We start from the raw sequence: 21,304 nt of genomic DNA, 5'->3' as shown, positions 1-21,304 counted from the left end.
TGTAGTATATTTGAATATTAAATAGTTTGAAAATGAAAGAAGTATCTGTACAAGAATTAAAGAATAAAATCGATAACAACGAAGATTTTCAGTTGATAGACGTTCGTGAATCCTTTGAGTATGAAGTATCAAATTTAAATGGATTGAATATTCCACTTTCAGGTATATTGATCGAAGCGGATAAGATTTCGAAAGATAAACCTGTTATCGTACAATGCCGTTCTGGAAAACGTTCTGCACAGGCGATTATGTTATTGGAACAACAGGGTTTTGACAATCTTGCAAACTTAAAAGGCGGAATTTTAGCTTGGAAAGAGGAAATCGATCCAGAGTTAGACGTTTATTAAGATGAAGAATTTGGAGCATCAGACTAAGCAAGCTTTCTTGTTTAGTCTTGCTTTTTATAGCGTAGCTATTTTAGCTCGATTATTTAACCTTGGTATATTCCCTATATTAGGTAGCCTTTCCATTTTATTGTCTCTCCTATGGGTGATATTGGTTCTACGGGAAATCATGCTTTCGAGGACAATTTCTAACACAGAAAGGATGCTGATGGCTTTGACGATCGTTTTATTAAACATTGTTGGGGGAGCATTCTATTTCTTTGGAGGATGGAGACAACGGGTATTGGGATTAATAAAAAAGTAATATGTTAAAGTATTTTTTTCTAAACATCGTGTTGAGTTTGGCTATTGTATTTTTAGTTTACAGTGGTTTCGAAGGGTATAAGGCCGGCAACATGTTGGTAACGGGATTATCCATCGCCTTTTTGGTGGTTTTGATCTACCTCCGCGTTGTTTTAAGTAAACGAGTTCGATCGCTTATTCAACAAAAAGAAAGCGGTAAACAGCAACCTACTACAAAACAAAAGAAGAAGTAATAAAAAAAGCCTGCTTTAAGCAGGCTTTTTTTATTACTTCACAAATGGTGGTTTTGTTACTTTTGCTTTTATTTTTTGATTGCGGATCAGAATAAAGATCTCGGTGCCGTCTTTTGAAAAAGCTGTATCCACATAACCCAAACCGATTGATTTTTTCAATGTTGGTGATTGCGTTCCCGAAGTAACACGTCCAATTACATTTCCATCAGCATCAACGATTTCGTAATCATGACGAGGAATGCCTCTGTCAATCATTTCGAAACCAACAAGCTTTTTCTTTAGACCAGCTTCTTTTTCCGCTTTAAGCGCCGCAGAATTCACAAAGTCTTTTGTAAACTTCGTTACCCAGCCCAAACCGCCTTCTAAGGGGGATGTATTATCGTCGATATCATTTCCGTACAGGCAGAAACCCATTTCTAGACGTAAAGTATCACGGGCACCTAAACCAATTGGTTTGATTCCATAAGCTTTACCTGCTTCAAAAATAGCATCCCATACTTTTTGGGCATCTTCATTGGCTACATATATTTCAAAACCTCCAGCGCCAGTATATCCTGTTGCAGAAACCAATACATTTTCTACACCCGCAAATGTACCTTTTGCAAAGGTATAGTATTCCATTGGAGCTAATTCGATATCTGTAAGCGATTGAAGTGCATCAGCAGCCTTAGGACCCTGTACCGCAAATAAAGAGGTTTGATCAGAGATATTCTTCATCTCCACACCATCTGTATTGTACTTGGAGATCCAGTTCCAGTCTTTCTCAATATTTGACGCATTCACAACCAAAAAATATGTCTTATCGTCTATACGGTATGTTAGGAAGTCATCAACTACACCGCCAGTTTCATTGGGGATATAAGCATATTGAACTTTGCCATCGTATAATTTTGACACATCATTGGAAGATATTTTTTGAAGTAGATCCAAGGCTTTTTCACCTTTTAGGATGAATTCACCCATGTGGCTTACATCAAAAACTCCTACACCTGTGCGAACTGTTTCGTGCTCATCATTGATGCCTGTGTATTGTACGGGCATGTTGAAGCCTGCAAAGGGAACCATTTTTGCTCCTAAAGCAATGTGCGTCTCCGAAAGGGCAGTATTTTTTAACATAAAAATTAAGTTTTAATCAGCTACAAATTTAATAAAATATACGTGATTCCTCACTGTGAATCCATTTTAGAACAATCGATTTAATTGCTTACCTGGAGCGAATAGATGGTCATATGATCATCTTCGCTATCGGTATCCTCACACAGCAGGAAAACAAGGCCTTGGGCTGTCTTCTCTTTTAACGTGATTCCTTCAAATTTATGCTTTTCAGGAATTTCGAATGTCTCGAGTTTGCCAGAAAGATCTGACGGTATTTTTCCAAGAAGGGAGCCTCCGATTTCTCCATCCAGATAGGTCGATTTTGCGTCTTCCGCGGTAGCGATAAAATAGATTTCATTTCCAACCAGGGTCGCATCTGAGAAGCCTGTCGAGATGCCATTTAGCTTGGGTAGTTCAATCGGGATAAATCGGGACAGGCCGGGAGAAAGCGGGTGATACTCTAAAATGGCATTTGTGCCTTTAGGACCATTTCCCCGGTTAAAAAATAAGATCTTATCTTTTAAATGAACAACGCCTTCAATATTGAAGTCTTCTTTGGAAATACTGAATTTTTCCATTAAGGAAGAATAGATTTTACTGTAGTCTTCCTGAAGGACTGTTTTGCCGTCCCAAATAAAACGATTGTTTCTGTTTGGGGTAGAACCAGAGCCGTAAAGGTAATAGTGGCTTCCATCGAAAGTAATCGATTCCAAATCCATTTTAGCTGCTTTAGCCATGTTTTCCATCGGATCAGAGCGCAGTAGTACGGTTTTAGACAACTTTTGGTCTGCGATATGATAGCTGTAGATGTAATTGCTATTGTCAGAAACGATATGGATCTGACTATCCTGATAGACAATACCAGAAGCTGCGGTGATACCGGATATGCTTATGAAAGCTTCGAGAATCAATTTTAACATACTTCATTGAGGTTTAATATTTCCAATACCCTGATGAAATCGGGTTGTAGGAGCGCTTTGATATGAACGTCTTCGCCCGATAAAGGATGTTTAAAGGTCAGCTCCGAGGCATGCAATAGCATGGTATCCATTTGGTACGTTTCTTTCCAGAACTTGTTTTGTTTGTTGCATCCGTGCGGGCGATCGCCGATAATTGGATGGAAGATATGAGCGAAATGGCGGCGTAACTGATGCATACGACCTGTAATTGGATTGGCTTCGACGAGACTGTATCGTGACGTCGGAAATTTCCCGAAGGTAACGGCCAGCTCGCTTTGAGCAAGTAAACGAAAAGATGTTTGCGCTTCCTGAACCGTACCATCGTCCCTTTTTAAAGGATAATCAATCAGACCTTCTGCTGGCGCGAAACCTCTGAGGACGGCGAGGTATTTTTTGTCGACCTTACGCTCCTGAAAACTTTTTTGTAAATATTGGTCGGTCTCCTTATTTAATGAAAATAGCAGTATGCCTCCGGTCTTCCGGTCTAAACGATGTGCAGGATAAACTGTTTTTCCTAGTTGGTCCCGAAGGAGCTGTAGCGCAAACGCTGAAGCATCGCGTGCGATAGAAGATCGGTGTACCAATAGTCCATGCGGTTTATTGATTGCAACGATAGATTCGTCTTCGTAAAGTATTTCTAAAGGCATGTTAGATCTTTTTCAATGCAGCAATAATTTCGTCTGCTTTTTCATCAATTTTTGGGCTCAGCCAGATGTGTTTAAAAGCTCCTCCGCCTATGATCTGTTCGGTGCCCTGCCATTTTATTTTTGTCAAGGAAAACAAATAGTAGTTGTCTACCACAACGGAACTTTGGATAAATTTATCGACAATGTCATTTCCGAAGAGCTGCATTCCCAAGCCAAAAAACTCTTTATCTTTGGCATGAAGCTGATTTTTTAATAATTGTTCGGCTTTCGCACGGACAATTTTTTCATGTTCCTCTTTGCTGGGGTTAGTCAAAATTGCAGCCAGCATGACGACGATCAAAATCAGTGCAAATATTCTTTTTTTACTCATTTTAAATTCGAGATTAAGTTTTGAATGTCATAACGGGATGACTATCGACATCAAAATTATTAAATAGATATTAGATATAGGTCATTGTTTTCCCAGAAATACCAAGGATTCCATTTTAGCGAGAGAATGACAGGAATTGTTGGTTTTAGATACCATTCAGCAGCGAAAAAGCCCAGGAGAATAATGTCCAGATAAGATACAATGTAACAGCGATGAGGAGGAAAAAGACAATCAGGATACTGATGACGATGCCGATACCTGAACCCGTATGTTTTCCTTCATAATAATGTTGTCTCAGTAATTTGATATTCTTTTCGTTGGCTTTGCTAAAAAAATCGAGCAGGTTTCCGAGGAAAGGAATGCTCCCAAGAATTGCATCCAGGGAAATATTGAGGAGCATGCGTATGACGAGCTTGGGGCTGGCGCCATTACGCCACATGGCTATGACTAAGACTAGTGATGTTCCAAAACCCGCTATTGCTCCTCCTAGGGGAATAAGGTTTAACAGCGGATCTAACCCAAACCGAAATCCTCCGATTTTAAACTGATTATCCATTAACCAAGATATTCGGTCGATCCAACCGAAATCTTGGTCAATTTGTTTTAATTTATCTGCTGGAGTTTTTTCTCTATGCATGATTACAATAACTCGAACGAAGCGCTGATCTCACTCGTTACTTTCATCGGTCTGATATTTAAATCAAGCCCATTGCCAGCAGCACTATCTGCAGCTTCGGCCATGGCGCCTTTATACATGGCGTTACGCATCATCGGTTGAACGCCAAATATAATTTGTTGCGGTGTTTCAGATAATACGATAGCTTTGCCAATTTTTTGACCTGCTGCTTCTGCTAGAATCTGTGCATTAGCTTTGGCATCCAATACAGCTTTGGTTTTTAAACTTTTTTCCAGTTCTTTTTTCTTCGAATAGTCATATTCACTGATATAAGTGCTTTGGATACCAGCTTTGTCGACTCCATCTAGTAATTGATCCAGATTATTTAAGTTGGTTACCTTGATACGGTATTGTCTCGAAAGTAGAATATCTGTATCTTTTTTCTTTTTGTCCGGGACGTTATAACTCCAGATATTTTGGATGGTAAAATCCTCTTTTTTAACACCAGCTTTTGTTGCCGAATCAAACAGATCCTTTTCTAATTTGTCTATTGCAGCTTTTTTCTTGGTGTTACCATTCTCATAAAACTCTTTCAGTGTTACATCGATGTAGATGATATCGGGAGTTACTTCCTCTTCGGCACGGCCTACCGTGGATACAAATTCTTTATTAACCATTTGTTGAGCGTTTAATTGAGTCATCAAACCTAAAAATGCAAGTCCTAAAAGTATTTTTTTCATGTTTTTTGTCTTAAAGTTTTTATAATAATACGATTGCTATTATCGCTTTGCTACAAGATTGGAGCCAAAGTTGATGAAAAAGTTTAACGGATAAAAAAAATAAAAAGGTTAAGATTTTTGATTTTATTTCTATACCTTTAGGGAAATTAATAATATAGTGCCATGCAAGAAGGTAAAGTAAAATTCTTTAATGAGACCAAAGGTTTCGGTTTCATCATCCCTAACTCAGGCGAGAGCGAAATTTTTGTTCACGTTTCGGGATTAGTAGACAAAGTTCGTGAGAATGACAATGTATCTTACGAAGTTGAACAAGGCCGTAAAGGTCTTAATGCGGTAAATGTAAGAGTTATCTAATTAGATTGAAGATATATTTATTGTGAAAAGGCCTATGCGAACAGCATGGGCTTTTTTATGCAGTTGTATTTCATGAGCCAGGATTGATATTATCCTTTAGCATTGGAAATTCCAAAGAGTAGGTGCGGGGGCGGTCGTTATGGTCGGTTAAACATTTTGGACTGATAATTGTAATGAAGTGTTTAAAATATGGAGATTAAGATGAAACGCACTTTATTATTGGTTCTTTCTGTCGTAATAGCGGTTTCCATGTCGGCATGTTATTCCACTCATCATGGCCACAGCCATGGCCGAGGTCCGAAAAAAATGCCGCCAGGTCAGGCTAAAAAATATTACGGAGAGCAGTCTGCTCGTGATTTTGCTCCCGGGCAACAAAAGAAAAAGAATAGATATTAGTTCTAGTTAGACTTTAAAGGGGCACGCCGCTATCAATTCTTGGGGCGGTGAATTTTCGTTAGTTGATCGGGAAAGATCAAAAATAGAATTTAAACAAAAAGCCCTTTCACAAGATTGTGAAAGGGCTTTTTATATGGGTTAGCCTTAAGCAAAGGGATCTTTATCGGGTGCAGGTGGCGCAGGATTCGAGGGCTGCGAACTTCCGAATGGATCCTGTGGCCGAGAAGAACCGAATGGATCTGGGCTTTGATTAAAGGGATGATTTGAGCCGTTTTCAATCGCCTTGGGGTCTGGTCCATATTGATTTGAAGCCTTGTCACCTTCCAATACCAATAAGTAAAGCAGATAGATCCAACCAATAAATGGAATCAAGGCGACTAATATAAACCAGCCTGATTTATTGGTGTCATGTAGTCTTCGGACCGTAACGGCTATCCCTGGAATTAGTAAAGCTAAACTGACTAAGCCTGAGACATACGTAAATAAGCTTGCAATTTGTCCCAGTATTCCAAATACTGCGCTAATGATAAGATTTGCAAGGAAAAACATCCAATATTCCTTTCGGCGGGCTCTTCCTTCAAAGTTGGCATAGTTGTCTCGAACAACCTTTAAAAAGTTTTCTTTAAGTTCCATATTTTTAATACTTTTTTAGGTGAAAATGATGTTAGTAAACCAAATGTTATTTCAATTTTGTTACAATAAATGTACCAAGAATTTATCTGAGAGGATAGTTTATGTTAGCAAGTGGTTGATTGCCAGTGATGTGTTTGCCGTGTTTTTTGCTTCGATTGTTTCACGTTTCGCAGGAGATATTTATTTCCTATTATCCAAAGAGCGCCTGTTGGATCTTTTGAATAGGAAACTTGGGCTTAATTATATAAAAATTTCTTCGAGTATATAGAGCGATTTTATTTCTTTAAAATTTGTGCGGTGCAGACGATAGAAGTCGAGCACTTTTTCCAACAAAAATTGCCTATCCGAACTGCTCATTTTGATGCGGTCGCAATTCGAATATTCGGATTCGATTAAATTTCTGAAAATAGACGTATGTGGTTCCTGTAATACAAGCGGATGTTCAGGAAGGCTATTTGAGAAGGTCGCTTCATGAAGATTAAAATAAGGGTGGGCCTGCTTAGATTCAGCCGGATAAAATCCGAGAAAACGGGTTAGCTTGATTAAAAAAACAAGATGAAAATTGGCCAGATTTAAATGCGTTTCATCCAGCCAACGGATAGATTGGTGGATGAATTCAAAAAGATAATGGTCGTTTTCCTGTTCTTTCAGAATTTTATAGAGTATTTCATTCAGAAAAAGAGCGAGCGAGCTTTTGACAATATCATAAGGAATTTCTTGCAGAACAGGGACTTGACGAGCTTCGGCAATCCGCTGTAATGAACCATTATCTTTATGTGTAGCGACAATTTCCAGTAAATGTAAGGGTTGCAGGATATTGGCCTTGATTTTTGCTTTCGGCTTCCTTGCGCCAGTAATGAGATAGGATTGCATGCCAAACTGTTCGGTGTAGAGCTGCGCCACAAGGCTACTTTCCGAATAGTTGGTTGTTTTTAAGACTATACCCCTAGTTTTGTTCAGCATCTCCTTCTTTATCTTTTTTATGCGATTCTTCACGCATCTCAATAATGGCATTTCGGTCTACCTTACGAATCATGCGATAGATTAAAGTCAGGACACCGATACTAAATGCAATAACTCCGACAAGCATAGCGAGTTTATACCAGTTGGAGCGCTGTTCCATCAGATAATATCCTAAGATTACAAGCACGACACCAATGATTATTTCCCTTATGCCCTTGCGAAGATATTTGTTCATAAATGTGAATTGTTGAAAACTATTTTTCTTTACAGAGCAAATATAATACAATAAAATCCTTTATTTTTGCCCTTACCATTCCTGTGTAGAACTATTTTTAAAAATAATTCCAATTATCTTGTTGCTTATCCCAAAAAAAATATAGATATTTGCAAACTCTTTGCAGAGAGTGCAAAGGATTAACATATTGTAATAAAGACAACAAAAAAATAATATCATGTCAAGAATTTGTGATTTAACAGGCAAAGCGGCGTTAACAGGAAATAACGTTTCTCACTCAAACGTTAAAACTAAACGTAAATTCTATCCAAATTTACAAACGAAACGTTTTTACATTCCAGAAGAAGATCGTTGGATTACGTTAAAAGTATCTACTTCTGCTATCAAGACTATCAACAAGAACGGGATTACAGCAGCGATCAATAAATTTATCGTTAAAGGGTCAATCTAATTGATTGTCGCGCCTGTTACATTAAGATTATTCATGAATTTCAATCCTATAATAGGATCAAAATAAAGTAAAACAATGGCTAAAAAAGGAAATAGAGTACAAGTTATCTTAGAATGTACTGAACACAAAGAAAGTGGTCTTCCGGGAATGTCTCGTTACATCACTACTAAAAACAAAAAGAACACAACTGAGCGTTTGGAATTGAAAAAATTCAACCCAGTATTGAGAAAAGTTACTGTTCATAAAGAAATTAAGTAAGTCACACATCTTGGCCCTTGAAAGAGAAGCTAAGTAAAATATTAATATACCATGGCAAAGAAAGCAGTTGCATCGTTACAAAAAGGTGGCGGTAAAGAATTTACAAAGGTTATTATTACTACTAAATCTGCAAAAACTGGCGCGTATACTTTCAAAGAAGGTATGGTTCACAACGATAAAGTGAAAGACGTAGTTGCAGCAGCTCAAAAATAACTAGTAGCATTTTCCTTTTTTAAAGTTTTTCTTTAAAAAGAATTCGATAAAAATAGCCGTTTTGGTATCCTACCGAAAGGGCTTTTTTTGTTGAGGACATTTGTTTATATTTGAACATCAATTTTCACTACTACACTCCATGGGATTATTTGATTTTTTTAAGAAAAAACCACAAACACAAGAAGAAGAACAGGCCTTAGATAAAGGTTTGGAAAAAACAAAAGAAGGCTTTCTTTCCAAGATTACAAAAGCTGTCGTTGGTAAGTCAACAGTAGATGACGATGTGCTGGATAATCTGGAAGAAGTTTTGGTTACTTCTGATGTTGGGGTTACAACTACCTTAAAAATCATTGATCGCATACAAGCCCGTGTTGCCCGCGATAAGTACGTTTCTACTTCTGAACTGAACAATCTCCTGAAAGAGGAAATTCAAACGCTACTGGCAGAGAACAATAGTGCTGATTTCGAGAATTTCAATTATGGCGATCATAAACCATACGTTATTATGGTTGTAGGTGTTAATGGGGTTGGCAAAACAACGACCATTGGCAAGCTGGCTCATCAGTTGAAACAAGCTGGAAGCAAAGTTGTATTGGGAGCAGCAGATACCTTTCGGGCAGCTGCTGTTGATCAACTTAAATTATGGGGTGAGCGTGTTGGCGTGCGTGTTGTCGCTCAGGCAATGGGCTCGGATCCTGCTTCAGTGGCCTATGATACCGTGAAATCGGCAGTGGCAAATGGTGAAGATGTGTGTATCATTGATACCGCAGGCCGTTTGCACAATAAGGTTGGCCTCATGAATGAGCTCACGAAGATCAAAAATGTGATGCAGAAGGTTGTTCCTGGTGCACCACATGAAATCTTGTTGGTTTTGGATGCATCGACAGGGCAAAATGCCATTGAGCAATGTACGCAGTTTACACAGGCAACCGATGTGAATGCCTTAGCATTGACTAAACTCGATGGAACGGCTAAGGGTGGGGTGGTTATTGGTATATCTGATCAATTTAAGATCCCGGTGAAATACATTGGTGTAGGAGAGAAAATAGGTGATCTTCAGTTGTTTAACAAAAAGGAATTTGTAGACTCCCTTTTCAAATAGAGTCTACCTTCTAATCATATGAAGACAAAATACGCGAAACCAGCGCCTTTGATCAATAAACCACGTGTCAATGTGGTGACCTTGGGCTGTTCGAAAAATATTCACGATAGTGAAGTCCTGATGGGCCAGTTGAAGGGCAATCAGATGGAAGTCGTGCATGAAGCATCCAATATACAGGCGAATGATATCGTCGTCATCAATACCTGCGGGTTTATTGATAATGCCAAGCAGGAATCTATTGATGCGATCTTACAATATTCGGATCTAAAAGATCAGGGTAAAATCAATAAAGTGATCGTTACAGGTTGTCTTTCTGAACGATATAAGCCAGAGCTACAGTCTGAAATCCCCAATGTTGATGCCTTTTTCGGTACGAATGATTTGCCGGATCTATTGTCATCCATTGGTGCTGATTATCGGCATGAATTGTTGGGCGAACGCTTATTGACAACACCTTCGCATTTTTCTTACTTTAAGATTGCCGAAGGATGTAACCGTCCCTGCTCTTTTTGTGCAATTCCCTTGATGCGTGGTAAACACGTTTCCAAATCCATTGACGATCTTGTGAAAGAAGCAAAATTTCTCGCGTCGAACGGCACGAAAGAATTGATTCTGATTGCACAAGACCTGACCTATTATGGCTTAGATATCTATGGAAAGCGCAATCTTTCTGATTTAATGCGCCATTTGTCAGATGTTGATGGTATCGAATGGATCAGACTGCAGTATGCCTATCCTTCGGGTTTCCCAATGGATATTTTGGACGCCATGAATGAACGTTCAAATATCTGTAATTACTTGGATATGCCATTGCAACATATATCTGATCCGATGTTGAAGTCTATGCGAAGAGGTACAACGAAACAGAAACAGATCGATCTTGTCAATGCAATACGTGACAAAGTTCCAGATATCGCGTTGCGTACAACATTAATTTGTGGTTATCCAGGTGAAACTGAACAGGATTTCCAGGAGATGTTGGATTGGGTTGAAGAGACCCGTTTTGACAGGTTAGGCTGTTTTACCTATTCTCATGAAGAAAAGACGCACGCACATTCGTTAGAGGATAATGTGCCACAGGAAGTAAAAGAAGAGCGAGTGGAAGCTATCATGGAAGTACAGCAAGGTATTTCGTATGATATCAATCAGTCCAAAGTGGGCAATACGTATAAAGTATTGGTTGATCGGGTAGACGGCGATTACTTTATTGGCCGCACAGAATACGATTCTCCAGAAGTCGACAATGAGGTTTTGATTCCTGCTGCAGATTCTTATGCACGTATTGGTGATTTTGTTCAGGTAAAAATCGACCGAGCTGAAGATTTCGATCTATATGGTGAGATTGTAAGGAAATAAGTTTTAAAGCTTATAGATGATAATATAAACAAACGGGCCCCCTTTATTCAAAGGAGGCCCGTTTGTTTATAGACAATTGTCAATAAAATGATATAATTTAAAAGCGGGACAAGCTTTTTGTGAAAATTCACTATTTTGTCGACGCAAACTAGATACATTTGTAAGCGTACAATCCCCATTTTAAACAATCTATAGCCGTTTAAAATCAGATTCAAGAAAGCCTGTGGTCTTATGGTGAATCATCCTTCTGATTAAAATTGAAAATAGGTTCTATTTAGCGAAAAAGATGCACTGCCATGTCAGCTTGCTTTGGGGGATTTTCGTTATCAATTAAGAATAGAGAATAATTAATAAAATTTGCAGATGAAGGCAACTTATATTGAATATAGTGAAACAAATAGCTTCTCTAAGACTTTATTGGCTTATTTGGCGCATGATGAAGCCTTAAAATCTTTTGTAGGAAACTGGCCTACCTGGGCTGGTTTTGAAAAGCAATTGAACGAAAAGAAGAAATTTGAACACCGGGAGATTCTTGTTGAGCGTCTTAAAAAGCAATATGGCAAGCTATTAAAGGATTCTCCTGCTGTAGCTGCCAATATAGAACTGTTGCTCGACCAGAATTCTTATACCATCACGACGGGACATCAGCTCAATATTTTTACCGGACCTTTGTATTTTATTTTTAAAATCATGACGGCAATACGTTTGTCCGAAGATTTGAAGAGCAAACACCCCGATAAAAATTTTGTTCCTGTATATTGGATGGCGACTGAAGATCATGATTTTGAAGAAATCAACCATACGAAAGTCTTCGGAAAGAAAATTAGTTGGGATACGCCTGCAGTTTCTGCTACCGGGCGAATGGATACAGCAACAATTGTTGATGCTGTGAAGCAGTACACAAATATTTTAGGGCTTTCCGAAAATTCGACTAAACTTACACGGATTGTGGAAGAAGCCTATTTGAACCATGATCGATTAGCAGATGCAACACGGTATATGGTCAATGAGTTGTTTAAGTCTTACGGTCTTTTGATCGTCGATGCGGATGACAGGGAATTGAAGGAACTGTTCAAGCCAATTATTAAGGAAGATATCTTATCTGAAAAAAGCTTTAAGGCAATAACAGCGCGATCGGAAGAGCTGGAATCAAATGGTTTCTCTACCCAAGTGCATGCTCGTGAGATTAATTTCTTTTATTTGACGGATGACTTTAGGGAGCGCTTGGTGATCGCTGCGGATGGTCGATACGAAGTATTGCACCAGAATATTTATTTTACGAAGGCTGAGCTTGAACATGAGATTGATCATTATCCAGAGCGTTTCAGTCCAAATGTGGTTATGCGTCCGATGTATCAGGAAATTATACTTCCCAATCTTGCTTATATTGGTGGTGGCGCCGAAATGGTCTACTGGATGCAACTGAAGTCTAACTTTGACCAATATCAGGTAGATTTTCCAATTTTGATACCGCGCAATTCAGCGATGATAACTGAGGACAACGTTGCGGCTAAATTATTTCGCGTTGATCTAACCTTTAAGAGTATCTTTCGTCCAGCAGAAGTGCTGAAAAAAGAATATGTTCGACGTCATACCAAAGAACGTTTGAATCTTAATGACGAATGGATGGAGCTGAACGCTATTTTTGGTAAGATAAAGTTACGAACCCACAAAATAGATCCAAGTTTAGGCCCTAGTACGGAAGCGGTAAAAGCGCGGTTAAAAAAAGCGATCAATAATTTGGAGAAAAAGCTGATGAAAGCCGAAAAGCGAAATCATCAACATGCTTTAACCGATATTGATAATGTGAAGGAAAAGCTCTTTCCTGGCGGAGGACTACAGGAAAGGTCTGAAAATTTTGCGTTACTCTATGTCAAATATGGAGATAACCTATTTAGGGATCTTTACAAATACTTTAATCCATTGGATTTTAAGTTTACAATTTTGTATTAGCAAGTCAGCTTCGGCTGACTTTTTTTGTGATGTTATTCGCAAGAAAGACCGTCGGTTCGGATCATTTCTGTTGGTTTTTATGAATCATGCAGGCTTTTTGCAGATACAGTCTATTTCTATCCCTATTTAAAATGCTTTTGTTGCATGTTCCGATATTCCCCTGTTTTTTTCAAAATCGCTTTCATTTTTATTAATATATATTTTAAAATGCTTTGTTTATAATTTCATAATATTTCGTTTAGCTCCTGTTAACAGTTCCAGTGTAGTTTTGCTTTCATTATCACAACCAACAACTAAATGAAAGAATTTTTACTCACAACATGTGCCATTGCGCTTGGAACAGGTTTGTATGCCCAAACGACCCAAGCTGGGTTTTCCGGCAAGATTACGGACGAAAATGATAAAGGAGTTCACGGAGCTTCAATTGAAGTACGTAATGAATCAACGGGTTTCACAACGAAGACTTCGACCAATGCAAATGGCGATTTCAACTTTAAGGAGTTGCCTTTAGGCGGCCCATACACGATCAAAGTAACTTATATAGGCTATGGCGAACAAGTGCGTTCGGGATTTAATTTAAATCAAGGCGATATGGTCCGCCTGAAGATTCCTATCCAAAATACCTCAAATGTATTAGAAACGGTTGAATTAACAGGAATAAGTACCCTAAAGAATAAAATAGAAAATCTAGGTGCTGCTACAGCGGTTACGGCCAAGGATATTGCGAAATTGCCTGTCAACGGTCGGAATTTTACTTCGCTGATGGACCTGTCTCCTTTGAGTAAGGGAGATAATATCGGTGGTCAGTTGGGTTCCTCTACTAATTTTACGATTGATGGTATGAATGCCAAAAACCCGACTTCTGCAGGTTCAACAACCAGTCGTAGTGGTGCTCCGTTTTCCATTTCGATAGAAGCCGTTCGTGAATTTAAAGTGGTCACCAACCAATATGATGTGACTTATGGAAGAGCAGGGGGAGGAACAGTCAGTGCGGTAACCAAACAAGGAACAAATCAAACGCACGGAAGCGCATGGCTTTATTCAAGGGCCGATTGGTTGTCCAGCCCATACGATATTAGAGGAAACAAACGAAGCAACGATTTCTCTACATATCAATATGGATTTACATTAGGCGGTCCCATCATTAAAGACAAGTTACATTATTTTGTAGCTTGGGATCACCAACGCGATGCCCGCCCCTTAATTATCGCAGATATCAATTCGCCAGCAGATGAAAAGCGTTTCAATGTTACACAATCGACCCTGGATGAGTATATCCGTATAGGACGTGAAAAATATGGATTGAGTAATGATAGGCAATATGGTTCTTTCGATAAGAAACGAAATTCGGATGCTATATTTGGTCGTATAGATTGGCAGATCAATGAAAAGAACTTATTGACAATACGGAATAACTTTACAAGTGACCTCAATAAGCTTGGTCTAGAGGATAATACCGCCATCAATTTATATGAATCATACGGAAATGACAAGAATATTGATAACAGCTTTTTAGCAACTTTACGTACTTCCATTTCCCCAAAGCTTACCAATGAACTGAAATTGCAGCACCTTTATACCTTTCAAAAAAGTAGTCCTGGAGATATGTTGCCTAGTCAAAATATTCCCCGTGCTATTGTAGAGAATGTGGTGTCTACCATTGACGGAAGTAATTTGTCAACCAATATTCAATTAGGCGGTCACCGGTTTGCACAAGAGTCCTTTAAGAATAATGTCGTACAGTTGGTCAATAACCTTTATTATAGTACAGATAATATCAATTATACTTTTGGTGTGGATTTGATGTATACGCATGCAAATTCGATTTACGGAAGTGAAGTCAACGGACGTTTTCATTTTAGGGACGATGAGACCAATACGGCATTGCAAAATTTTGCAAACCTAAAACCTTATGCATTTTACCGGGAGGTCCCTTTGGTGGCCGATCCAACTGTGATCGGGAAGATATTTAATGCTGGTGCGTATGGACAGCTGCAGACCAAATTGGCGAAAGGGTTGGATCTGGTTGCGGGACTACGATTGGATTATGGTCATTATCCAACCTCTCCTCTAAATGAAGAATTGCTGAAAGAAGTGGGGGTACGTACAGATCACAAGTTGAAATCTTTTGTTGTACAGCCTCGTTTCCAGATGACTTGGGATGTGAATGAAGAACGAAAAGATTTTTTCCGTGTAGGAGCAGGTATCTTTGCATCTGATATTAATAATTACATGACCATCAATAATTTAACTTTTGATGGGAAACATTTTGCGACAGTAGATGTTCGTGGCAACGATGTGCCTACACCTAATTTTGTGGGGTACAGACAAGATCCGTCAACAACGCCAACCCTGGCACAATTTCAGGTGCCAACAATCAACACCTATGGAGCTGATGCGAAAATACCAGTGGTGTACAAGGCCAATGTATCTTACACGCATTTCTTTACCGAAAAGTTAAAAGCGAGTCTTTCAGGATATATGAATCTAGGGCGCAACAACTACATGTATGTTGATCGTAATATGGTTCAAGATCCGTTCTTTAGATTGGCGAATGAAGATAATCGTGGGGTATTCGTACCGGCGACGGCTATTGTCAATGGTGTTCCAGATTGGAAACAGGGAAGGATTTCCAATAAGTTTGGGCGCGTGTTAGAACTAAACTCTGAGGGAAAAGTAAATCAGTTTGCAGTTGTATTGGATGCAAGTTATCAGTACTACAAAGATGGATCGATTTCTGTAAGCTACACGTGGAACGATGCGAAAGATAACACGTCCTACAATGGGAATGTTGCCAATACAGCGACCTTATCGCTGGCGGTAAAGGATGATCCAAGAGATTTGAGTAAGATGAGTTATTCGAATAATCAATTCCGAAATAAAATTGTTATTTATGGTACACTACCTACATTTTATGGTGTCAGTGTAGGGGTTCGTTATTCGGGAATTGGAGGAACACGCTACAGCTTGCTTGCTGGAGGTAATATCAATGGCGATTTTGTATCCAATTCGAATGACTTGGCCTTTATTTTCGATCCCAATAGTCCAAATACGCCAAAGGCTTTGGCAGATGCCATGAATGCGTTGTTGGCGAATGGTGAAGCCAGTCAAAGTCTGAAAGATTATATTAAAAAGTACCAAGGTAAGATGGCCGAAAGAAATGGCGGTATCAATAGCTTTTACGGTTTGATTGATTTAAGAATAGCTAAAAAATTCAACCTTTACAAAACACATGCTTTGGAGCTTTCAGCGGACATCTTCAATGTTGCGAATCTCTTTAAGAAAACCTGGGGTGTCAATGAATCTTTAGGTAATCAATCGTTGTATGCTGTATCAAAAACAGCGGCAGCAAATGGAAATCCCGAAATTCCGGCATTCGACCCTGTTAAGCAACAGTTCAATTATAGATTGAACAACTCTGGTATTGTATCGCCTTCAGGGAATCCGTACCAATTCCAATTGGGATTGAGGTATTCGTTCTAAATTGACTGGAGAAATAGGAATTAGATTGTTTTAGAAAAGATAATGCCCCTTAGAGCCATTGCTCTAAGGGGCATTTTTATTTGTCTATTAAATAAGCCTGATTAGGTAAATAGGCTTATTTTAAAAAGAGCAGCCTAGATACATCATTATGCTTGGGACTAGCTCAGCATGTTTTCTTTCGGAAGAAAAACTTCAGCCATCATGTGGCGTACACTTCCACCACCACATGTCTCGATAACATGTAGATCTTGATGGATGATTTTACCATGCTTTTCCAATTGCGCTGTTTGGTATAAAGTCAATGAGGATAAAGCCTGATTGCTCAGGACAATAAAACGATTACCATATTTATTTCTCACCTGGAGGCAGTTTGCTGCAAAAGATTCGAGTTGGTTCTCATTGATTTCAATGATCTCTTTGCCTGTATCTTTTAGACTCTTCAGCAGCGTTTGGAGCTCAGCCTGATTATCGATTGCCTGTGGGCATAAGATGGCAAAGTCTTCGCCTACGGCTAGCACCACATTGGTGTGATAGATAGGTCTCCGCTCTCCATGGACAGTTTGGAAGGCGTGAAATACAACAGGTGTATAGTTTTCAGTCCTGCAGTATTCATCGAGCATATCCCGGTCTGCCCTTTCGGATAAGGCACAGTAGGCTACACGGTGAGCGCGGTCCAAGACAAGTGCGCCAGTGCCCTCCAAATATTGTTTATTGTTTTCGGCTTCACTGAGATCCTTAGTTAGTTTTACATAATAACCGTTTTGCTTCAATGGACCTTCGAAATCCAATAAATGTTCTTTTCGACGATTGGGGGCAAACATAGGATAGAAAATTATTTTTCCATCCTGATGAAAGGAGACAATATTATTGGGGAATATACTGTCGGGGCTTTCGGATTTCTCGTCGTCTTGAATGACAGTCACCAAAATTCCATGTGACTTCAATTCATTTACTAGCGCGTCGAACTCTCCTTGCGCTTCTTTGTTGACTTCTTCTATACTGAGATTTTCGATATCCTTTTGGAAGAAGTTGTTGACCGCAGTCTGTTCATTTTTACGGAAGACAGAGGGTCTTACTAAAAGAACGCTGTCTGTTACCTGTTTTCTCATGGTTTATAATCGTTACTTCGCTGTTTTATATTCGTTAAAAAGAAATGATATTCGTTTTTTGTGATAATTTACATTTGTCAAAAGAGATGCTTCCCTAGCTGGATAATGTTTTCTTCGTTAAGATTACTGATAACAAAATACCCTTGATATCAGTTGTTCTTAGCAAAAAAGTGTATATCGTTATTTCGAAGTCACTTTACAATTGGTACATATACTAATTTATTGAAAATTCATTGGCATTGCAAAAAAGAATAGTGAAGTAATAAAAGAAATACGTAGGTGAAATAACAGATAACCCGGTGTTTTTTTAAAATTGTAGCAAGCGATTGTTGTATTGTTTGTTATATTTATAATGAACAATCTGTATGTTTGAGGTTATTCCAAAAATTAATTGACAAAGACAATCGATTGCATTTCAGTAGCTCAGTAAAACTGACTTTTTATCCACTTTTTTGCTTCGTTTTCAGTCATTTATTTTGCTATCTTTGCTCATCCAAAAAACGACTGTTTATAAGAGAGTTAATTGCCTAATTATTATGTCGCTAACTATCTATAAGCGTTAACTTTTTGCACACATGAGCAATATACACTTCCAAGAAAAATTCGAAAGTCGCCACAATGGCCCAAGTCCAGTTGAAGCGAATGAAATGTTGGCTAAATTAGGCGTTTCGTCAATTGACCAACTTATTGACCAAACGGTCCCTTCTCAAATTCGTGCTCCAAAACCTTTAAATCTTCCTAAAGCATTGTCTGAGGTAGCCTATTTAAAGCGTATTGCGGAAATCGCTGAGAAAAATAAAGTTTTTAAATCTTTTATTGGTCAAGGTTACTACGATGTAATCCTTCCGGGTGTAATTCAACGAAATGTATTTGAAAACCCAGGATGGTATACGCAGTATACTCCTTATCAGGCGGAGATTGCACAAGGCAGGTTACAAGCTTTATTGAACTTCCAGACTGTAATTTGTGACTTTACTGGTTTAGAAATAGCAAATGCTTCTTTGTTGGATGAAGCTACGGCTGCAGCTGAAGCCATGTTTATGCTTTATTCAGCTCGGAAAAATAAAGATGCTAATGTATTCTTGGTGTCGGACAATGCCTATGCGCAGACGGTTGATGTTTTGAAGACCCGTGCCTTGTCTTTTGGTATTGAACTTAAAATTGCGGCTATTGCTGAATCAGAATTAACAGATGATGTATTTGCTGCATTTGTTCAATATCCTGCAGCGGATGGTTCTATTGTTGATTATAAATCATTTGCAGCTACAGCTCACAGTAAGAATATTACCGTATGTGCTGCGGCAGATTTGATGAGCTTAGCATTGTTAACGCCTCCGGGAGAATGGGGTGCAGATGTTGTTGTTGGTAATTCGCAACGTTTTGGTGTACCGATGGGCTTTGGTGGTCCTCATGCAGCATATTTTGCGACACGCGACAGCTTCAAACGTAATATCCCTGGTCGTATTATTGGTGTTACTTCCGATTCAAATGGAAAGTATGCATTGCGTATGGCTTTGCAGACTCGTGAACAACACATCCGCCGTGATAAAGCTTCTTCAAATATTTGTACTGCACAAGCTCTTTTAGCGATTATGGCTTCTTTCTATGCCGTTTACCATGGCCCAGAAGGAATCAAAAATATAGCATCACGTATCAATGCTTTGGCCAATCTGTTGGATCAAGCATTACAGTCGTTGGGTTATACGCAATTGAATGCGGCTTATTTTGATACTTTACGTGTAGACTTAGGTGCACATGCTGGTGCTTTGAAATCTGAAGCATTAAATAACGAATTAAACTTCTATTATAATGGTTCGGAAGTTTCAATCGCTATCGACGAAACAACCACATACGAAGATATTAAGACGATCGTCAAAGTATTTGCTAAAATTCAAGGTAAAACATTGAATGACGTAGATTTCGATGCATTAGAAGAGAATTTAGGTTCTTCAATTCCTGCCGATTTAGTACGTACTTCTGCCTACTTAACACATCCAAATTTTAATAGCTATCATTCTGAACATGAGATGTTGCGCTATATCAAATCGTTGGAAGCAAAAGATTTATCGCTTTGCCACTCGATGATTCCATTGGGCTCATGTACGATGAAATTGAATGCTACAGCTGAAATGGTGCCAGTTACTTGGGCGAGATTTGGCGGTTTGCATCCATTTGCTCCTGCAGATCAAACTTCTGGATATATGCAAATGATCGGTGAATTGAACGATTGGTTGTCTGAAATTACTGGTTTTGCGAAGATGAGTTTCCAACCAAATTCAGGAGCACAAGGTGAGTACGCTGGTCTGATGGTTATCCGTGCTTACCATGAGAGCCGTGGTGATCATGGACGTAATATCTGTTTGATCCCTGCTTCTGCACACGGAACCAACCCGGCTTCTGCTTCTATGGCAGGCTTAAAAGTGGTCGTTGTGAAATGTGATGAATTAGGAAATATCGATATTCCAGATTTAAGAGCAAAAGCGACTGAACATGCTGCAAACTTGAACTCACTGATGGTGACTTACCCTTCTACACACGGTGTATTTGAAGAGTCGATCATTGAAGTCTGTGAAATTGTTCATGCAAATGGCGGTCAGGTTTATATGGACGGTGCGAACATGAATGCACAGGTTGGATTGACAAGCCCAGGGCATATTGGTGCCGATGTTTGTCACTTGAACCTCCATAAAACATTCTGTATTCCTCACGGTGGTGGAGGTCCAGGTATGGGACCTATCGGTGTTGCAAAACACTTAGTTCCTTTCTTACCTAACCACGAAGTGGTTTCGACTTCTGGTGAAGAGGGTATCTCTGCTGTTTCTGCAGCTCCATTTGGTTCAGCATCAATCTTGCTTATTTCTCATGCTTATATTTCAATGATGGGTGGTGAAGGCTTGACAAATGCGACAAGAACCGCAATATTAAATGCAAACTATATTAAGGCACGTTTAGAAAATGCGTATCCAGTACTTTATTCAGGTACTAACGGACGTTGTGCACACGAAATGATCTTAGATTGCCGTGGATTCAAAAACTTTGGTATCGAGGTTGCAGATATTGCAAAACGTTTAATGGATTATGGTTTCCACGCACCGACAGTTTCTTTCCCTGTTGCAGGAACATTGATGGTTGAGCCTACTGAATCTGAGTCTAAGGCTGAATTGGATCGTTTCTGTGATGCATTAGTTGCTATCCGTGAAGAGATCGCTGCGGTTGAAGCAGGAGACGTGGACCAAGCTAACAATGTACTGAAACATGCACCACATACAGCTTCGGTTGTAACTGCAGATGAGTGGGACAGACCTTACAGTCGTCAAACTGCCGCATACCCATTGGAGTATGTAAGAGAACGTAAATTCTGGCCTTCAGTAGGTCGTGTGAACGACTCTCAAGGTGACCGTACATTGATTTGTTCGTGTCCTTCAATTGAAGAATACGCCGAAGCATAATCTCGGTAGTTATAACGGAAGGCCTCTATACTCGCATAGAGG

General features: G+C 39.1%; 23 protein-coding genes. 13 read left to right on the top strand and 10 right to left on the bottom strand.

Translation table 11 applies throughout. The features are described 5' to 3' along the window. Nucleotides 1-32 precede the first annotated feature (32 nt). The 3 genes from IQ31_RS12960 to IQ31_RS12950 are packed head-to-tail and all read left to right on the top strand — an operon-like array spanning nucleotide 33 to nucleotide 880. The gene (locus IQ31_RS12960) at nucleotides 33-347 is read left to right on the top strand and encodes a rhodanese-like domain-containing protein (RefSeq protein ID WP_088159763.1); all 315 of its coding nucleotides are present in this window, start codon (nucleotides 33-35) and stop codon (nucleotides 345-347) included. Between the two features lies 1 nt (nucleotide 348). After that, nucleotides 349-648 carry a hypothetical protein gene (locus IQ31_RS12955; protein WP_046672585.1) on the top strand — a complete coding sequence of 100 codons (300 nt, stop codon included), beginning with the start codon at nucleotides 349-351 and terminating at the stop codon, nucleotides 646-648. A gap of 1 nt (nucleotide 649) precedes the next feature. Then, a complete protein-coding gene (locus IQ31_RS12950; RefSeq protein WP_046672586.1) occupies nucleotides 650-880 on the top strand; it encodes a DUF6358 family protein in 231 nt (76 codons plus the stop codon). A 33-nt stretch (nucleotides 881-913) separates the two neighbouring features. On the opposite strand, the gene gcvT is transcribed toward IQ31_RS12950, so the two are convergent. The 6 genes from gcvT to IQ31_RS12920 all read right to left on the bottom strand — a co-directional run bounded on the left by gcvT (nucleotide 914) and on the right by IQ31_RS12920 (nucleotide 5,307). Further along, complete coding sequence (gene gcvT / locus IQ31_RS12945; RefSeq protein WP_075990455.1) at nucleotides 914-1,996, bottom strand: glycine cleavage system aminomethyltransferase GcvT; 1,083 nt, start codon at nucleotides 1,994-1,996, stop codon at nucleotides 914-916. An 80-nt stretch (nucleotides 1,997-2,076) separates the two neighbouring features. Further along, nucleotides 2,077-2,895, bottom strand: coding sequence for a DUF6929 family protein (locus IQ31_RS12940; protein ID WP_145328242.1), 819 nt, complete (start codon nucleotides 2,893-2,895; stop codon nucleotides 2,077-2,079). Then, a complete protein-coding gene (locus tag IQ31_RS12935; RefSeq protein ID WP_145328241.1) occupies nucleotides 2,889-3,581 on the bottom strand; it encodes a pseudouridine synthase in 693 nt (230 codons plus the stop codon). Before IQ31_RS12935 ends, IQ31_RS12940 begins: the two co-directional genes overlap by 7 nt. A gap of 1 nt (nucleotide 3,582) precedes the next feature. Continuing rightward, entirely contained in the window at nucleotides 3,583-3,951 is a 369-nt protein-coding gene (locus tag IQ31_RS12930; protein ID WP_088159766.1) for a DUF4359 domain-containing protein, read from the bottom strand. 145 nt (nucleotides 3,952-4,096) lie between these two features. After that, complete coding sequence (locus IQ31_RS12925; protein WP_075990459.1) at nucleotides 4,097-4,588, bottom strand: DUF4112 domain-containing protein; 492 nt, start codon at nucleotides 4,586-4,588, stop codon at nucleotides 4,097-4,099. 2 nt (nucleotides 4,589-4,590) lie between these two features. Beyond that, a complete protein-coding gene (locus tag IQ31_RS12920) occupies nucleotides 4,591-5,307 on the bottom strand; it encodes an SIMPL domain-containing protein (RefSeq protein ID WP_075990460.1) in 717 nt (238 codons plus the stop codon). Nucleotides 5,308-5,469: 162 nt separating this feature from the next. On the opposite strand from IQ31_RS12920, the gene IQ31_RS12915 reads away from it, so the two are divergent. After that, nucleotides 5,470-5,661: a cold-shock protein gene (locus IQ31_RS12915; RefSeq protein WP_046672593.1), complete on the top strand. Its 192-nt coding sequence runs from the start codon at nucleotides 5,470-5,472 to the stop codon at nucleotides 5,659-5,661. Between the two features lie 201 nt (nucleotides 5,662-5,862). Beyond that, a complete protein-coding gene (locus IQ31_RS12910) occupies nucleotides 5,863-6,057 on the top strand; it encodes a quinol oxidase subunit 4 (protein WP_088163406.1) in 195 nt (64 codons plus the stop codon). A gap of 144 nt (nucleotides 6,058-6,201) precedes the next feature. On the opposite strand, the gene IQ31_RS12905 is transcribed toward IQ31_RS12910, so the two are convergent. The 3 genes from IQ31_RS12905 to IQ31_RS12895 form a co-directional block, all read right to left on the bottom strand. Next, on the bottom strand, nucleotides 6,202-6,690 hold the full coding sequence (locus IQ31_RS12905; RefSeq protein WP_145328240.1) for a DUF805 domain-containing protein: 489 nt from the start codon (nucleotides 6,688-6,690) through the stop codon (nucleotides 6,202-6,204). Between the two features lie 240 nt (nucleotides 6,691-6,930). After that, the gene (recO, locus tag IQ31_RS12900) at nucleotides 6,931-7,653 is read right to left on the bottom strand and encodes a DNA repair protein RecO (protein ID WP_145328239.1); all 723 of its coding nucleotides are present in this window, start codon (nucleotides 7,651-7,653) and stop codon (nucleotides 6,931-6,933) included. Further along, nucleotides 7,637-7,888 (bottom strand): signal peptidase, encoded by a 252-nt coding sequence (locus IQ31_RS12895; RefSeq protein ID WP_145328238.1) that lies wholly within the window; start codon nucleotides 7,886-7,888, stop codon nucleotides 7,637-7,639. Before IQ31_RS12895 ends, recO begins: the two co-directional genes overlap by 17 nt. Before the next feature lie 217 nt (nucleotides 7,889-8,105). Between IQ31_RS12895 and rpmB the strand changes: the two genes are divergently transcribed. The 7 genes from rpmB to IQ31_RS12860 all read left to right on the top strand — a co-directional run bounded on the left by rpmB (nucleotide 8,106) and on the right by IQ31_RS12860 (nucleotide 16,704). Further along, nucleotides 8,106-8,339 (top strand): 50S ribosomal protein L28, encoded by a 234-nt coding sequence (gene rpmB / locus IQ31_RS12890; protein ID WP_046672597.1) that lies wholly within the window; start codon nucleotides 8,106-8,108, stop codon nucleotides 8,337-8,339. Nucleotides 8,340-8,414: 75 nt separating this feature from the next. Continuing rightward, entirely contained in the window at nucleotides 8,415-8,597 is a 183-nt protein-coding gene (gene rpmG, locus IQ31_RS12885) for a 50S ribosomal protein L33 (RefSeq protein ID WP_002998409.1), read from the top strand. Nucleotides 8,598-8,648: 51 nt separating this feature from the next. After that, complete coding sequence (locus IQ31_RS12880; RefSeq protein ID WP_070562566.1) at nucleotides 8,649-8,810, top strand: DUF4295 domain-containing protein; 162 nt, start codon at nucleotides 8,649-8,651, stop codon at nucleotides 8,808-8,810. A gap of 139 nt (nucleotides 8,811-8,949) precedes the next feature. Further along, the gene (gene ftsY, locus IQ31_RS12875; protein WP_046672598.1) at nucleotides 8,950-9,912 is read left to right on the top strand and encodes a signal recognition particle-docking protein FtsY; all 963 of its coding nucleotides are present in this window, start codon (nucleotides 8,950-8,952) and stop codon (nucleotides 9,910-9,912) included. Nucleotides 9,913-9,930: 18 nt separating this feature from the next. Next, nucleotides 9,931-11,268, top strand: a complete 1,338-nt coding sequence (gene rimO / locus IQ31_RS12870; RefSeq protein WP_120335660.1) for a 30S ribosomal protein S12 methylthiotransferase RimO — start codon at nucleotides 9,931-9,933, stop codon at nucleotides 11,266-11,268. A 363-nt stretch (nucleotides 11,269-11,631) separates the two neighbouring features. After that, nucleotides 11,632-13,221, top strand: a complete 1,590-nt coding sequence (gene bshC, locus IQ31_RS12865) for a bacillithiol biosynthesis cysteine-adding enzyme BshC (RefSeq protein WP_145328237.1) — start codon at nucleotides 11,632-11,634, stop codon at nucleotides 13,219-13,221. A gap of 297 nt (nucleotides 13,222-13,518) precedes the next feature. Continuing rightward, nucleotides 13,519-16,704 carry a TonB-dependent receptor gene (locus IQ31_RS12860; protein ID WP_145328236.1) on the top strand — a complete coding sequence of 1,062 codons (3,186 nt, stop codon included), beginning with the start codon at nucleotides 13,519-13,521 and terminating at the stop codon, nucleotides 16,702-16,704. A 158-nt stretch (nucleotides 16,705-16,862) separates the two neighbouring features. On the opposite strand, the gene ctlX is transcribed toward IQ31_RS12860, so the two are convergent. Then, a complete protein-coding gene (gene ctlX, locus IQ31_RS12855; RefSeq protein WP_120335663.1) occupies nucleotides 16,863-17,813 on the bottom strand; it encodes a citrulline utilization hydrolase CtlX in 951 nt (316 codons plus the stop codon). A gap of 575 nt (nucleotides 17,814-18,388) precedes the next feature. Here ctlX and gcvP point away from each other — a divergent pair. Continuing rightward, entirely contained in the window at nucleotides 18,389-21,262 is a 2,874-nt protein-coding gene (gene gcvP / locus IQ31_RS12850; protein WP_088159775.1) for an aminomethyl-transferring glycine dehydrogenase, read from the top strand. Nucleotides 21,263-21,304: the final 42 nt, after the last annotated feature.

This window comes from Sphingobacterium siyangense (assembly GCF_007830445.1).
GTDB lineage: Bacteria > Bacteroidota > Bacteroidia > Sphingobacteriales > Sphingobacteriaceae > Sphingobacterium > Sphingobacterium siyangense.
Note: the sequence above shows the minus strand (reverse complement) of the source record. Positions and strands in the feature narration are given on the sequence as shown.

What these genes read in the sequence shown, in the direction of transcription:
- IQ31_RS12960 (WP_088159763.1), top strand. Translation starts at nt 33, where the DNA reads ATGAAAGAAGTATCTGTACAAGAATTAAAGAATAAAATCGATAACAAC.
- IQ31_RS12955 (WP_046672585.1), top strand. Translation starts at nt 349, where the DNA reads ATGAAGAATTTGGAGCATCAGACTAAGCAAGCTTTCTTGTTTAGTCTT.
- IQ31_RS12950 (WP_046672586.1), top strand. Translation starts at nt 650, where the DNA reads ATGTTAAAGTATTTTTTTCTAAACATCGTGTTGAGTTTGGCTATTGTA.
- gcvT (WP_075990455.1), bottom strand. Translation starts at nt 1,996, where the DNA reads ATGTTAAAAAATACTGCCCTTTCGGAGACGCACATTGCTTTAGGAGCA.
- IQ31_RS12940 (WP_145328242.1), bottom strand. Translation starts at nt 2,895, where the DNA reads ATGTTAAAATTGATTCTCGAAGCTTTCATAAGCATATCCGGTATCACC.
- IQ31_RS12935 (WP_145328241.1), bottom strand. Translation starts at nt 3,581, where the DNA reads ATGCCTTTAGAAATACTTTACGAAGACGAATCTATCGTTGCAATCAAT.
- IQ31_RS12930 (WP_088159766.1), bottom strand. Translation starts at nt 3,951, where the DNA reads ATGAGTAAAAAAAGAATATTTGCACTGATTTTGATCGTCGTCATGCTG.
- IQ31_RS12925 (WP_075990459.1), bottom strand. Translation starts at nt 4,588, where the DNA reads ATGCATAGAGAAAAAACTCCAGCAGATAAATTAAAACAAATTGACCAA.
- IQ31_RS12920 (WP_075990460.1), bottom strand. Translation starts at nt 5,307, where the DNA reads ATGAAAAAAATACTTTTAGGACTTGCATTTTTAGGTTTGATGACTCAA.
- IQ31_RS12915 (WP_046672593.1), top strand. Translation starts at nt 5,470, where the DNA reads ATGCAAGAAGGTAAAGTAAAATTCTTTAATGAGACCAAAGGTTTCGGT.
- IQ31_RS12910 (WP_088163406.1), top strand. Translation starts at nt 5,863, where the DNA reads ATGAAACGCACTTTATTATTGGTTCTTTCTGTCGTAATAGCGGTTTCC.
- IQ31_RS12905 (WP_145328240.1), bottom strand. Translation starts at nt 6,690, where the DNA reads ATGGAACTTAAAGAAAACTTTTTAAAGGTTGTTCGAGACAACTATGCC.
- recO (WP_145328239.1), bottom strand. Translation starts at nt 7,653, where the DNA reads ATGCTGAACAAAACTAGGGGTATAGTCTTAAAAACAACCAACTATTCG.
- IQ31_RS12895 (WP_145328238.1), bottom strand. Translation starts at nt 7,888, where the DNA reads ATGAACAAATATCTTCGCAAGGGCATAAGGGAAATAATCATTGGTGTC.
- rpmB (WP_046672597.1), top strand. Translation starts at nt 8,106, where the DNA reads ATGTCAAGAATTTGTGATTTAACAGGCAAAGCGGCGTTAACAGGAAAT.
- rpmG (WP_002998409.1), top strand. Translation starts at nt 8,415, where the DNA reads ATGGCTAAAAAAGGAAATAGAGTACAAGTTATCTTAGAATGTACTGAA.
- IQ31_RS12880 (WP_070562566.1), top strand. Translation starts at nt 8,649, where the DNA reads ATGGCAAAGAAAGCAGTTGCATCGTTACAAAAAGGTGGCGGTAAAGAA.
- ftsY (WP_046672598.1), top strand. Translation starts at nt 8,950, where the DNA reads ATGGGATTATTTGATTTTTTTAAGAAAAAACCACAAACACAAGAAGAA.
- rimO (WP_120335660.1), top strand. Translation starts at nt 9,931, where the DNA reads ATGAAGACAAAATACGCGAAACCAGCGCCTTTGATCAATAAACCACGT.
- bshC (WP_145328237.1), top strand. Translation starts at nt 11,632, where the DNA reads ATGAAGGCAACTTATATTGAATATAGTGAAACAAATAGCTTCTCTAAG.
- IQ31_RS12860 (WP_145328236.1), top strand. Translation starts at nt 13,519, where the DNA reads ATGAAAGAATTTTTACTCACAACATGTGCCATTGCGCTTGGAACAGGT.
- ctlX (WP_120335663.1), bottom strand. Translation starts at nt 17,813, where the DNA reads ATGAGAAAACAGGTAACAGACAGCGTTCTTTTAGTAAGACCCTCTGTC.
- gcvP (WP_088159775.1), top strand. Translation starts at nt 18,389, where the DNA reads ATGAGCAATATACACTTCCAAGAAAAATTCGAAAGTCGCCACAATGGC.